Source organism: Synergistaceae bacterium, assembly GCA_017444345.1.
Lineage (GTDB): Bacteria > Synergistota > Synergistia > Synergistales > Aminobacteriaceae > JAFUXM01.
In genome coordinates this window covers 1-12,711 of record JAFSWW010000132.1, presented here as the reverse complement: position 1 = coordinate 12,711, position 12,711 = coordinate 1, and the positions used below count along the sequence as shown (strand labels likewise).

General features: G+C 40.4%; 14 protein-coding genes. 2 read left to right on the top strand and 12 right to left on the bottom strand.

The window, feature by feature from the left end; all coding sequences use genetic code 11:
• Nucleotides 1–91: 91 nt before the first annotated feature.
• The 9 genes from IJS99_10380 to IJS99_10340 all read right to left on the bottom strand — a co-directional run bounded on the left by IJS99_10380 (nt 92) and on the right by IJS99_10340 (nt 7,468).
• Nucleotides 92–1,375, bottom strand: a complete 1,284-nt coding sequence (locus tag IJS99_10380; GenBank protein MBQ7562214.1) for a TRAP transporter large permease — start codon at nt 1,373–1,375, stop codon at nt 92–94.
• Nucleotides 1,375–1,914 (bottom strand): TRAP transporter small permease, encoded by a 540-nt coding sequence (locus IJS99_10375; GenBank protein MBQ7562213.1) that lies wholly within the window; start codon nt 1,912–1,914, stop codon nt 1,375–1,377. Before IJS99_10375 ends, IJS99_10380 begins: the two co-directional genes overlap by 1 nt.
• A gap of 4 nt (nt 1,915–1,918) precedes the next feature.
• The gene (locus IJS99_10370) at nt 1,919–2,746 is read right to left on the bottom strand and encodes an alpha/beta hydrolase (protein MBQ7562212.1); all 828 of its coding nucleotides are present in this window, start codon (nt 2,744–2,746) and stop codon (nt 1,919–1,921) included.
• 78 nt (nt 2,747–2,824) lie between these two features.
• The gene (locus tag IJS99_10365; protein MBQ7562211.1) at nt 2,825–3,814 is read right to left on the bottom strand and encodes a TRAP transporter substrate-binding protein; all 990 of its coding nucleotides are present in this window, start codon (nt 3,812–3,814) and stop codon (nt 2,825–2,827) included.
• 87 nt (nt 3,815–3,901) lie between these two features.
• Nucleotides 3,902–5,287 (bottom strand): sensor histidine kinase, encoded by a 1,386-nt coding sequence (locus tag IJS99_10360; protein ID MBQ7562210.1) that lies wholly within the window; start codon nt 5,285–5,287, stop codon nt 3,902–3,904.
• A gap of 6 nt (nt 5,288–5,293) precedes the next feature.
• A complete protein-coding gene (locus IJS99_10355) occupies nt 5,294–5,938 on the bottom strand; it encodes a response regulator transcription factor (GenBank protein MBQ7562209.1) in 645 nt (214 codons plus the stop codon).
• A 40-nt stretch (nt 5,939–5,978) separates the two neighbouring features.
• Nucleotides 5,979–6,545 carry an HDIG domain-containing protein gene (locus tag IJS99_10350; protein MBQ7562208.1) on the bottom strand — a complete coding sequence of 189 codons (567 nt, stop codon included), beginning with the start codon at nt 6,543–6,545 and terminating at the stop codon, nt 5,979–5,981.
• 59 nt (nt 6,546–6,604) lie between these two features.
• On the bottom strand, nt 6,605–6,967 hold the full coding sequence (locus tag IJS99_10345) for a hypothetical protein (GenBank protein MBQ7562207.1): 363 nt from the start codon (nt 6,965–6,967) through the stop codon (nt 6,605–6,607).
• 45 nt (nt 6,968–7,012) lie between these two features.
• On the bottom strand, nt 7,013–7,468 hold the full coding sequence (locus IJS99_10340) for a hypothetical protein (protein ID MBQ7562206.1): 456 nt from the start codon (nt 7,466–7,468) through the stop codon (nt 7,013–7,015).
• Nucleotides 7,469–7,706: 238 nt separating this feature from the next.
• Here IJS99_10340 and IJS99_10335 point away from each other — a divergent pair, with 238 nt between their 5' ends.
• A complete protein-coding gene (locus IJS99_10335) occupies nt 7,707–8,588 on the top strand; it encodes a sirohydrochlorin cobaltochelatase (protein ID MBQ7562205.1) in 882 nt (293 codons plus the stop codon).
• A complete protein-coding gene (locus IJS99_10330) occupies nt 8,572–9,501 on the top strand; it encodes an iron ABC transporter permease (protein MBQ7562204.1) in 930 nt (309 codons plus the stop codon). The genes IJS99_10335 and IJS99_10330 overlap by 17 nt, the downstream gene beginning before the upstream one ends.
• A gap of 143 nt (nt 9,502–9,644) precedes the next feature.
• Here the strand turns inward: IJS99_10330 and add are convergent, their stop codons facing one another.
• The 3 genes from add to IJS99_10315 form a co-directional block, all read right to left on the bottom strand.
• A complete protein-coding gene (add, locus tag IJS99_10325) occupies nt 9,645–10,712 on the bottom strand; it encodes an adenosine deaminase (GenBank protein MBQ7562203.1) in 1,068 nt (355 codons plus the stop codon).
• 98 nt (nt 10,713–10,810) lie between these two features.
• Nucleotides 10,811–11,734 carry a hypothetical protein gene (locus IJS99_10320; GenBank protein MBQ7562202.1) on the bottom strand — a complete coding sequence of 308 codons (924 nt, stop codon included), beginning with the start codon at nt 11,732–11,734 and terminating at the stop codon, nt 10,811–10,813.
• A gap of 35 nt (nt 11,735–11,769) precedes the next feature.
• Complete coding sequence (locus IJS99_10315) at nt 11,770–12,687, bottom strand: hypothetical protein (GenBank protein ID MBQ7562201.1); 918 nt, start codon at nt 12,685–12,687, stop codon at nt 11,770–11,772.
• Between the last annotated feature and the right edge of the window lie 24 nt (nt 12,688–12,711).

Below are 12,711 nucleotides of genomic sequence, written 5' to 3'. Positions count from 1 at the left end.
TCTATAAATTTTTCACGCTATAAAATAGCAGGGCGGGCGGGTGGGAGTAGAATAATGCGTAAAATTTTTTGCTGCAATAAATATTTTCTCGCTAAATTCCATATAACAGCCCTACGAGCCATAATGTAACCGGCGGGAAGTATGTAACTAGCAGCAACACAGCAAAATTACATATTAAGAACGGGACTATTGCCTTAGTTCCTTGCGCTATGGAAATTTTGCCGATTGAAGTCGTAATAAATAAACACACTCCGACGGGGGGAGTCGTCAAGCCTATTACTAGATTCAATACGCACATGACTCCGAACTGAATCGGGCTGACTCCTATTGACGTTACAACAGGCAGCAACACAGGAAATAATATAGTCAGTGCCGCGATAGTCTCCATAAAGCAGCCGACAAATAACAGGAAAATATTTATTATAAGCAGGATAACAAATTTATTTTGAGTAATTGACAGAATCCAATTTGCTATCATTGTGGGAATCTGTTCTTTTGTCAGGACATATGCGAAAACGTTTGCAAATCCTACAAGTACCATGATTCCGGCTGCTCCGACCATTGAGTCGCGGATTACTGCGAGGGCTGATTTAATTGTTAATTCCCTATAAATAAAGAATCCCACGAAGAGCGCATATAACACAGCTATAATACTTGCTTCAGTGGGTGTTACAATTCCCGTTAATATACCAGCAAGAATTATTACCATCATTAATAAAGCCCAGAAAGCCTCACGCCCTGACGAGATAATTTCTTTGAGAGTCGCCCGTCTTTCATTCTTGGGATAATTGCGTTTAACTGAAATTACATAAGCGACTAACATCATGCCGAGTCCCATTAGAATTCCGGGAATTACTCCGGCGACAAACATTTTAGAGACGCTTATACCCGTTAAAGTTCCTGCCATAATCATAGGCACTGACGGAGGAATTATCGGCCCTATACACGAACTCGCCGCAGTTACAGCAACCGAATAATCAGCATCATAACCGTCTTTTACCATTGCAGGAATAAGAATTCCGCCCAGTGACGCAGCATCGGCCGCCGCAGTTCCTGAGACTCCCGCAAAAATCATTGACGCGCCTATATTTGCTAGGCCAAGTCCGCCCCTGATATGTCCGATAACTTTATCGCAGAATCTTACAATTTGATACGTGATTCCGCCGGTGTTCATTAAATTTCCTGCGAGCATGAATCCGGGAATGCATAACAGAGTAAACGAGTCAAGCCCTGAAAAAAATCTCTGTGCAAATGTAACAAGCGGCATATTTTCAAGCACAAAATATAACAGGCTCGAAATTCCCAGACAATAAGCGACAGGGAAGCCGACAAATAAGAATACAAGAAAGCTCAAGAATAATACAGCAACGCTCATTATTGAAGGACCTCCTCAACGTCATAATTTCCGATTGACTCCTCCTGGGGACTTGCAAGTAATTCTTTAGAGTCAGTCCCGAAAAGCAATAATATTATCTTAATAGCATAAGATACAGCCTGCAATATTACGAATAACAAGACAGAAAAATTTATCCACTGCATAGGAAGCTGCATGGCCGTTGATACCATTCTGAAGCGCAAGAATACGAATTTAGGCACTGAATAATAAGCAAGATATACATCAAATATAATTAATATCAGGCAGACTAGAATCTCATAACATTTTTTGAAACTTGGCGAAAATTTTGACGTAAAAATATCGACTCTAGCGTATTCGTCTTTGAGTGATACAGCTGCCGCCCCCACTGCAACAGAATAAATAAATAAATATCTCGCTGCCTCTTCAGTCCACGAAGGAACAACGGGCAAAAATGTCCTGCTGAAAACTTGAACGACTACTGCCGCAATATAACCGAGCATTCCTATTACAGCTAATAAAGAAATCAGCCAGTAATAAATTTTTGTGAGAATCTTCACGTGTTTACGCTCCTTTTTCCATGAAATTTTTGATACATTCTGCAACTTCGCGGGGTTTCTCCATCAAAATTAAATGAGTAGTTCCCGGAAAATCTTTCTCAAGTTTAAAGCCGCCTTTTACGTTCTCGCGTATAAAATCAGCTGTTACCATTGAATATAAGCCATTTTCAGGCATAATATACAAAAACGGGACATTAATTTTTGACATTGCGGGGCGTTGATCAGTCCTAAAAAGTGAGTACCAGAGACTCGCAAAAGTTAGGGGATCTTTACCTTCTCTACAAAGAGACTTCATAGCTTCTGAATAATCTTCGGGGATTTTCGCTAAAACTGGATCCATTAATTTCGCAATGTGCCAGATTCCCGCGCCGTAATCGTCAAATATCCTGTCAAGCTCGCACAAAAAATCTTCGTCAGTGTGTTCACCTACAACAACGCCGCCCTTCCAGACAGTATTACGCATATAAGGCGACATATCAACCGAAATAATTTGCTTGAGCCTGTTACAGCCGAATTGATTTACATAGCTGAAAATTGCAGCTGCTCCCATTGAGTGGCCTATTATAGTTATATTCTTGAGATTTAAATATGTGATTAACTCATTCAGATCTTGGCCGAGTCTCTTTACGTTCAAATGCATTAAAGGCCTGTCAGAAGATCCGTGCCCGCGCTGGTCATAAGAAATACAGCGATAATCAGATTTGAACTCGTTAATAAAATTTTTCATCTCCATATGTGAAGAGCCTAGACCGTGAATAAATAAAACCGTATCGCCCTCGCCGTAGTCTTCATAGTAAATTTTTGTGTAGTCAGATACTGCTAGAAATGGCATAAATTATTATCTCCTGTAAAAAATTAAAAAATTGCCGATGCGGAATAAACACACACCGGCTAAAAGATTTCATGATTCTTATTTCGGTTCAGCTGCTTTGATTTTGTCATAGAGAGGCTTTAAATATTTGTATTCGCCTTCCATTAATTTTTGCATAGCATCGTCCGCGAGTTTTGCAAATGCTGCTTGATCTACATCGTTAATAATTGTCATGCCCTTAGACTGTAAGAAGCCTTCAAGTTCGGCCTCATCTTTCAAGAATAATTCATGTTCATAAGCCTGCATTTCTTTGCCGACTTCGAGAACTATTTTTTGCAGATCTGCCGGTAATGCCTGAAAACTTTGCTCACTCATTGCGAAATAAAGCCATGTTCTTAAATGCTCGGTCTTGCATAAATATTTCTGGACTTCGTAGAAATTTCCTGACTTTATCATAGCTAAGGGGTTTTCTTGGCCTTGAATAGTCCCGCTCTGTAAACTTGTGAAGACTTCAGAGAATGCCATAGGGGTGGGCTTTGCTCCGAATGACTCAAAAGTTGATACGGTTATAGTTGACGCTGGAGTCCTGATTATCAAGCCTTTAATGTCATCGGGGGTGCGAATTGCTTTATTAGCTGTAACATCGCGGGGGCCTCTTACGAAATAAGCAAGACACCTGAATCCTGCACCGTCCATTAACATTAAGTTTTCGATTTCTTTGCCGATTTCTCCGCCTGCAATTGCTTCAACGTGGGCATCACTCGTCATTAAATAGGGCACGCCTAAGATTCCAAGTTCGGGAACATATGTCATCATTGACTCGCCTGTGATTACTACATCAACGCCGCCGCCTGTCAAAGCCGATTGAATCGTGTCGATCTCGTTGCCTAATTGGCTGTTAGGGTAAATCTTGACTTCAATTTTTCCGCCTGAACGCTTCTCGACTTCCTGCTTAAAGAATTCGCTCGCCTTGTGCCATGAGTGAGCTTCGTCAACAATGTGAGTTACTGTTATTGTGTGTTCGGCAGCAAAAGCAGCAAAACATGACGCAAGCAACATAACAAGCACTAAACATAAAAATTTCTTCATGAGAATAAACCCCTCCTGAAATTAATATAAAATTTTTTAATTGGTGATTAAATTATACGTGATATTTCAGGATAAAGGAATAATTAATTATGCTTTAAATTGTGCTGTGATAATAGTACCTTCGCCGGGTGTTGAAGTAATTTTTACAGTGCCTCCCATTAAGCTCATTCGTTCGGTCATGCTCGCGAGTCCCCTGTGTCCCTCGACTCGTAAAGTTTCGTGATTTATATTTTTTGCCTCAAAGCCCCGCCCATTGTCCGAAATTTCTAGAGTCAAAGTATCATCGTCATCTTTATGGAGCTTAATTAATACCTCGCTGGCTTCACCGTGTCTGACTGCATTAGATACGGCCTCCTGAACTATTCGCAATAAAGATAGAGTCTTCTCGCTGTCGACTTCAATTTTTGCGTCCTCGTCAAAATCCGTAAAGACTCCTATATAATAAACCTGCGCTAATCTGTCAGCTAATTCTGTTAAGGCTTCAACGAGTCCCAGATCTACCCACGGCGGGGCGAGTTCATCACATAGAGATCTTAACTCACGAACTACAGTTTTTGCTATTACTTCAGTGCGTTTGACTCGTTCTATATTATTTTCTTCTTCACGTGCCATGTGTAATTGCTGCAATAATGCCGTTATATCCTGCAATGGGCCGTCGTGAATTTCTCTAGCCATGTCGAGTCGTTCCTGTTCTTGAGCCTTCACAATATCGCGGACGTAATTATTTCGCAAAATATTTCTGTCGACTGCGGCCTGTGCTGATCTCACCAGCGCAAAATGTACGCTCTCTATTTCCTGAACGGCCATATCCGGCAAATCTTCGGGGACGTCTTTACCCAGTGTCATATTATCAATTTCTGCGACTATTGACTGCAAAGGAATAACAAGAAATCTCCATAACATACGAATCGCCACGAAAATAGATAACGCTATAATCACGACAAGAGCCGGCCAAATTCTTGTAACTCCTACTAAGCCGCCGAGTAATTGAGTCCATGATACAGCAGCTACTACATAACCGCCTGAAGGACGTTTCACGGGCTGTACTGCTAAAGTATATTGTGCTCCGTCCTTGTCTTCAACTTTTACAGCGTGGCCGACTGGTAATGTGTTATTCCAGATTGCTGAAATATTCATAGCTCCGGGAGAAGCTGCAACGACCCGCCCGTCTTGACCGATTAAGGCAACCCACCCGGGAATTGACGGCCCCCAAGAAAAAAACGGGAGTCTTGTGAATTCGCTTAACATTGAGTAAGCCCAGACTTCTGAATCTGACGCTAAATGATATGACATACTTTCTGCGAGATCCTGAACGTATGAACTCACAGCTTCATCCATTGCCCGTTCTTGGCTGACCATTCCGGCAATTGCTACGAGTACTACAGCGGCAGAAGGAATTACAAGCGCAGATAACAGCCACGCTAAAAGATGAGATTTTGAACTTGTAAATTTTTTGCGTAAACTTGCGAACATTTAAATTTATTCGTCGTCCTCCAGCAACTCTTCAAGAGTAACAACCCCGTATTTCAGCGCGAGTAATAATGCCTCTGTCTTGTTTCGCGAGCCTAATTTGTCATAAATCGAGGCCAAATGAGTCTGTACTGTGCGTTCACTGATATATAAGCGTTTTGCTACTTCTTTGCTTGATAAACCTTTTGCAGCAAGTAATAACACTTCTCTTTCTCTCATTGAAAGCTGTTCAGGTATAAAATCCTGTTCTCCCATCACTGAAGCGACTTCAGGATCTAAATAAAGCCCTCCCTTTGCGACTGTGTTAATTGCCGTAGTTAATTCTTTGGGACTCACAGTTTTTAACACGAATCCCCGCGCGCCTGCCCGTAGTGACGCTATTACATATTGCTGGGCATCATAAGAAGTAAGCATAACTATTGAAGTATTCAAGCCCTCATTTTTGACTCTTTGTGCAACGCTGACTCCGTCCATTCCGGGCATACGAATATCTAAGAGTGCTACATTAGGTTTTAATTCTTGAATTAATTGCCACGCGCTTATTCCGTCCTCTGCCTCAGCGACTAATTTAAAACTTTCTTCACGCCTGACAAATTCAGCAATTCCCGAACGTGTCAAAGGGTGATCATCTGCAAGTAAAATAGTTACAGCCATAATAAATAATTCATCTCCATTAAATATAGCTAGATTTATATTACATTCCGATTAATTTTTCAACGGGTCTAAGTGCGATAATAGTCTCGCTTATGACATCATCGAGGGGCATATTCATTTTTTCGGCTCCCTGTTTGATAATTTCGCGATTCACTCCGCGTGCAAAGGCTTTATCTTTCCATTTTTTCTTTACGGATTTGAGTTCAAGGTCAGATAAAGATTTCGAGGGTCTTACGAGTCCGGCAGTTATTACAAGTCCCGTTAATTCGTCAATAGTAAAGAGTGTGCGCTCCATTTGATTAGACGGCTCAACATCGCTGCAAATTCCGAATCCGTGAGAGACTACAGCATGAATTATATTTTCGTCGACTCCTGCATTTCGTAAAATTTCAGGTGCTAAGTGGCAGTGCTGTTCAGGGGTCGCGCTTGTTTCTTCCCAGTCTATATCGTGAAGGATTCCTACAATGCCCCATAAATCCGGGTCTTCGTGGAAAATTTCAGCAAAATGCCTCATAGTGCTTTCAACTGCTATAGCGTGGTGAATGTGGGACTCTTCATTATTATATTGCTTTAAGAGATTCAAAGCCTGTTCTCTAGTTGGTATCATTATAAAATTTTCGCTCCTGATAAAAAATTGCTTTAATTATAACTTGTATTATACATAAATTATTTATGCATGACTTCTTTAATATGAGCTAGTATATTTTTTGCCTCAGTGAATGCAGTCCAGACAAGAATAAAATACGGCCCAGATAAGACAATTCCCTGTAAAATAAAAAATATCGTCGAATCCTTCACAAATAATAAACTCGGAGTCAAGACAGCAAATATCTTGATAACAAAATAACGCCGCCGAGAAATCTTCCCGTTTATGTCATCGCACAATTTAAGAAACAGCCAGAGCATTATTATATCCGCGTAACTGCATAATAAGCCCGCCAATCTCGTCCCGGCCATGTAAAGCTCATTTCTATAATATTGACTGATAAATAAAAAAATTTTATCAAGCATGTTAATAAACTCGTTCATGATTAAATCTCCAGTGTAATAATATTCCCGTGAAATAATAAACTCTCATTCTTGAATCTCCTTATTATCACGAATAGCCCGCCGGAAATTATAAAGCAGCACAGCCCCGGCAATCTCTAAAGGCACATAAAAGAAATTTGACAGCTGCACAAAGGCACGTCCTACCCATAAATATGCGTTCATTGAAATATGCTGAGTCAGTGAGGCGTGAATACTCCCGGCAATATATCCAAAGCAGATTACGCAAATAAATAGAGTTACTGCTAAATCAGGCAAAAATGTCGGTCTTGCAAGTTTACCGCGATATAATTTATAAATCCTGAATGTATATAATAATAATAACGAGTCAAATAAAATCATTGCAGCGCACAAAGTTATACGCATTGCCCAAGGGTAAAAATTTTTGCGGCCAAATACTAACATTGACGATAAAAATTTTATTGATAATTCATACTCAAAGCATAATATAACGAGAACTGCGAATATAATTACTTGAGTCATTATAATGCGCCTTAAACTCTGCCCGTTTGGTATGAGTCCTTCATATATGTATTTAACTCCGCAGAAACAGCACTGTTGAATCAATACCCAGAATAATTCAAGAGATTTATCAATCAGGAAAATATAATCGTATCTTATAATTAATCCGCTCCCTAATAAAATATAAAATAATTATAACAAGTAAATTTATTAGCGTATAATTTCATTAAATATTAATCTCAATCAGGAGGCTTTATAAATGAATAAATTTCTATGTGCTTTAGTTCTTGTTACGTTATTAATTCCTGCGAGTGCATTTGCTGCTGATTCGGACTCCAGTAAAACCGCGATTCTTGTCGTCTCGTTCGGTACATCAATGCCAGAGGCCCGCAAAGCAATTGACAATTTAGTCAACGCCGCAAAAGATAATTTTCCGGATTCTGAAGTCAGACTCTCATTTACTTCTAATATTATACGGCGAAAACTTGCAGAATCAGGCGACATTATAGACACTCCTGTTATTGCTCTTGCGAAATTGAACGATGAAAGATTTACGGACGTTTATGTAATGCCGACTCACATGATTCCCGGAGTTGAGTATGACGAACTTAAAAACGTTGTCGAAGCGTTTAGAACTTTACGGGGCAAATATGGATTCAGAAAATTAAAGCTAGGAGTCCCCTTTCTTAACAGCCCTCATGACTGCTCAGGAATGGCCGACGTTCTTATGATGAGATTCAAGACGCAGCTTGAAGACAAAGAGACCGGAATTATCTTAATGGGACATGGAACGCCTAATCATTTCGCTAATGGACTTTACCCGCAGTTACAACTGGCACTAAATCAACGGGCACACGGGAGATTCTTTGTCGGAACTGTTGAATCATCACCGCTAATTAATGACGTGTTAGCAGAGTTAAAGCTCCACCCTGAAATCAAAAAATTAGTCCTGAGTCCCCTCATGATAGTAGCAGGAGATCACGCAAATAACGACTTGGCCGACCCTTTAGACTCTAAATCATGGCTAAGTATATTAAAGAATAAAGGCTATCAAGAAATCACTACATATCTTGTAGGACTCGGAGAAGATGAAAATTTGAAACGCGAATTTGTGAGGCAGATTCTTGAGCTTATGGACTAGCGCGATATTTCTAGCAATAATATCAATATGGCGAATTACTTCAGGCGAATGGGACATAAATTTGTCTGAAGTTTTTTATTTTCTCGTGAACGGCGGAGAATCTTATCAGGCTTTAATAATTCGTTCTGTGAGATTGCCGCGCTTGTTATGCTCAATCGGGACGGGCGGATTATTGAGCGTTTCAGGAGTAATTTTACAGGGCTTGCTTGCTAATCCTTTGGCCGAGCCATATACGCTGGGAATTGCGTCCGGAGCTGCTTTCGGTGCATCACTGGGAATAATGGCAGGAAATTTTTTTATTATGCCTTGTGCCATGACGGGGGCGTTAACTGCGCTTGTTTTGACAGGAATAATCGCTCTTAAATCCGGAAATAATGCGGTAATTTTAGCGGGCGTTATCTCAAATGCTATACTTTCAGCCGGAGTTACTTTCTTGAAATCAATATCGGGCGACAAAATAGGCTCAATTGTTTTATGGCTGATGGGCAGTTTTTCGGGAGCAGGATTCAATAATTTTTACGCGATTTTATTCGGGAGTATTCTAGTGATTTTGCCTGCGTATATTCTTGCGCCTTTACTCGATGCAATGTCGCTCGGTCAAGATAGGGCCGCAGTCTTAGGAGTAAATGAGAATCTTGTGAGAATTATTTTATTGCTTACGACTTCAACGGGGACTGCTTTAGCTGTAAGTTCATTCGGAGTAATAGGCTTTGTAGGGCTGGCAGTGCCTCATATTTCTCGCGCAATAGTCGGAGCCTCACACAGAAAATTAATTATACACGCGTTTTTTATGGGAGCCTGCTTAATGACTCTAGCTGATGGACTCGCACAGAGACTCGGCGAACTTCCTGCAGGAGTGATTACAGCTTTGACGGGAGGGCCGTTTTTCTGCTGGCTGTTAGCGAGAAAATAATAATATATGACGCGGGGAATCGGATTGGGGGACGGGCGGGTCGGAATCAGATATTACGAGCTATAAATTTTTGCGTGAGTGTCATAATATCTGCGAAAAATTTTCATAAGTCATTAAATCACCATGATAAATAAATTTAATTCTTAAAATTTTATATTTGTTTCACCGAATATAGTATTACGCAGAAATTTTTTGACTTCATCAGTCGTAAATGCTCCGTCAATCGCATTATTTAATATAACACGCTCATCTTCAGGAGTAAGGCCGAATTCTTTTCGCATGTATTCATATTCGCGCGGCAAAGTAGTATTCTCGATTCCCATATCATCAGTATTTAGTGTAACTCTTAATCCATCACGTAAAAATTTCATGAAGGGGTAATCTTTCATATTCTTAACTGCACGAGTTAATTTATTACTTGTCGGGCAAATTTCGAGAAAGATCCCTTTTTCCTTTATGAGCGCAACAACTTCGGGAGATTCGTAACTTCTTATTCCGTGTCCGATTCGTAATGCTCCGAAATTAATAGCGTCCTTCACACTTTGAGCCCCTGCACCTTCTCCGGCATGAATAGTAAAGGGGATATTATATTTTTTTGCCAGATCAAAAAATTTCTTGTAATTCTTAGTCGGATATTCTGACTCGTCTCCGGCCAAGTCAATAGCTACAACTCCGCCGTCCTTCACTAAATATTTTCGCGCAAGTTCTAAAGTCTCAAAATTTGCTGACCCGCTTTTATTCTCGCGCATTAAGCATAAAATTATATTTGCTTTGAGACTCGACTCCCGTAAACCTTCTAAGGCTGCTTTAATTGCATCTTCCTGATTCATGCCCTTTTTTGTGTGTAACTGAGGCGCGAATCTGATTTCAGCATAAATTAATCCCTGAGACTGAATATTATCAAGCACGAGTCTAACACTTTCACGGAGTCCCTTGGGAGTCTGCATTAACGATAAAGGCAGCTCAAAGCATTCGAGAAAATCGTCAAGATCATCGCAGTCATCAGGAACAGTTAATAATTTCTCAAGCTCTGAGTCATTATCAGCAGGCAATTTAATATTTTGCAAGTCAGCTAATTTTTTCGCAATATCAAGTGTAATAGCTCCGTCTAAGTGCAAATGCAAGTCTATATATTTCTTGTCAGCAGCAAATGAATTACCAGCAATTAATAATATAACTAGAATCAGCGCAAAAAATTTTAATTTTTTCATAATAAATAATACTCCCTGTAAAAAAATTCCCTCCGGTTTAAGCAGCATAGCCGGAAGGAGTCTCGCTCATATAAAATAATTCGTGTCATCATAAAAATTTATGCGGCCGGTAAAAGATTTTGCAGCTGTAACTCTTTAACAGTCGCCAGCACTGAGAGAACGCCGTTTTTTTCCGGATCTAAATGCTCATTCTGATTATTAATAGCTTCAAATATCGGAGTCCCTCTTGCAACTTCAGTTTTGTGTGAGTCATCGTCATTATTTTCGCGTGTGATTTCATTTCTCGCACGAGCTGCCATTGCTGCTGCCTTTGCCGCAACTTGTATATCCTGCCCCGATGGATCTGCCGGAGCTGTTGCTGCCCGTTGAATTTGCTGCATATTCCGCAAAGTCTCTTCGGGAGTGCTGCCCTGTTTGAATTTAATCGGGACTTCTCCGCCAGTAATATAGCTCTTGCCGTCCGGGCCTTCAGTGTAGGAATAACTGACTCCGCCGCCTAAATCGCCAGCCGCTGCCTTATGTGCCGCCTCATGTGAGATAACTTCACGCTGAATTTTTTCGAGTTCCTTAACTTGCGCTTGCTTATTCTCTTCTGATTCGTCTTCTTTCTTGGCTGCCTCACGTTTTTCTGCTTCAGATTTAATTATATTCTGGGTATCTTGACTCTTCTGGGCTTCCTTCTTGAGTGCGTCTTGAGCCTCTTGTTTCTTACTCTGCAAATCTTCAGTTGTAAGGCCGCCGCTGACTCGATTTAAATCTTCCTCGCTGCCCTTCATAGTTACTGACGCTCCGACAATATAACGCCGTCCATCTGATCCCATAGAATAATGATAGACCGTATGAACCTGCGCAGAACTTCCGAGTTTAGCTTTAAGGCTCTGTTCTTCTGCTAAAATTTCCTGCTCCTTAGCCTGTTTTGACTCATCAGTCTTGTTTACGTTTACGTTTTCTACGGCTTGGACTCTGGCTATATTTTGCACCGGCTCTAAATATCCGGCTGAAAGCATTGACGTAACCTGCATAATAAATACACCTCCCTATGTAATAGAATATTATACTAAATTTTTGTAATTAACTCCCATAAAATTAACTCGAATCCTTCCCAGCTTTCTGACATATTAGTTTTTTCCAAATATGAAAGCCGAGCCGAATTTGCCATAAATTTTTTTATTGACTCTTCACCGAAATTTTTCAGCGCGTTTCTTGCTTTCTCAAGTGCATAATTAAATTTTTTGCCCGTGTCGATTCCTATAGCTTTTAAGGCTGAGTCCTGATTTATTCCCGGAAAGCTTGAAATTATCATAGCAATACGCAATCTATTACAAATCGCAGCTAATACAGGCAATAACGGCCCTGACTTCAAATATTTTAGTGCTTTTGCTGCTTGGCCGGGCTTGTTATCACAAACCGAGTCAATAAAAATTAACTGCGCTCTCCCTCCTTCATTGAATGAAAGATTTTGAACGTCATTAATATTTATTTCGCGATTCTCGGCATATTCAGAGAGTTTATTAATTTCGCTGCGTAATTCTTCCTGCGAGTCAATATTTTCTGCTAATAACTGGGCGGCATCACTTGAAATTTTTGCGAGAGTCATAAGCCACTCTTTACGCTTCCAAGGGGGAATTTGAGGTTCAGGCTTGATTATAGTGATCGAGTCTTTAACGGACTTGAAAATTTTAGAGTCGCCAGTCAATACAAGAATTATTATACAGTCGGCGTTATCGTCTTCTAAATATTGAGCGAGCGAATCCGGAAAATTGCCAAATGAGTCGGCACTCTCAATCACAATTAATTCACGGGCCGCAAATAAATCTTGAGTCGCCGTGTTCTCGAATAATTTTGCCCATGACACAAAACTTGCTGACTCAAATCGTCCAGTTAAAGGCCAGCCCTTTTTTGAGAGTTCGCTAATTTTTTCGCTCAATTGCCGGCGCTGTGATTCACTTGATTCTATTGCTATTAAATGCGGCATAATGTTTTATTCTGCCATCCCGCT

Bases quoted from the DNA above. Each gene is read 5' to 3' on its own strand.
- IJS99_10380 (MBQ7562214.1), bottom strand. From the start codon at position 1,375: ATGAGCGTTGCTGTATTATTCTTGAGCTTTCTTGTATTCTTATTTGTC.
- IJS99_10370 (MBQ7562212.1), bottom strand. From the start codon at position 2,746: ATGCCATTTCTAGCAGTATCTGACTACACAAAAATTTACTATGAAGAC.
- IJS99_10365 (MBQ7562211.1), bottom strand. From the start codon at position 3,814: ATGAAGAAATTTTTATGTTTAGTGCTTGTTATGTTGCTTGCGTCATGT.
- IJS99_10360 (MBQ7562210.1), bottom strand. From the start codon at position 5,287: ATGTTCGCAAGTTTACGCAAAAAATTTACAAGTTCAAAATCTCATCTT.
- IJS99_10355 (MBQ7562209.1), bottom strand. From the start codon at position 5,938: ATGGCTGTAACTATTTTACTTGCAGATGATCACCCTTTGACACGTTCG.
- IJS99_10350 (MBQ7562208.1), bottom strand. From the start codon at position 6,545: ATGATACCAACTAGAGAACAGGCTTTGAATCTCTTAAAGCAATATAAT.
- IJS99_10345 (MBQ7562207.1), bottom strand. From the start codon at position 6,967: ATGAACGAGTTTATTAACATGCTTGATAAAATTTTTTTATTTATCAGT.
- IJS99_10340 (MBQ7562206.1), bottom strand. From the start codon at position 7,468: ATGACTCAAGTAATTATATTCGCAGTTCTCGTTATATTATGCTTTGAG.
- IJS99_10335 (MBQ7562205.1), top strand. From the start codon at position 7,707: ATGAATAAATTTCTATGTGCTTTAGTTCTTGTTACGTTATTAATTCCT.
- add (MBQ7562203.1), bottom strand. From the start codon at position 10,712: ATGAAAAAATTAAAATTTTTTGCGCTGATTCTAGTTATATTATTAATT.
- IJS99_10320 (MBQ7562202.1), bottom strand. From the start codon at position 11,734: ATGCAGGTTACGTCAATGCTTTCAGCCGGATATTTAGAGCCGGTGCAA.
- IJS99_10315 (MBQ7562201.1), bottom strand. From the start codon at position 12,687: ATGCCGCATTTAATAGCAATAGAATCAAGTGAATCACAGCGCCGGCAA.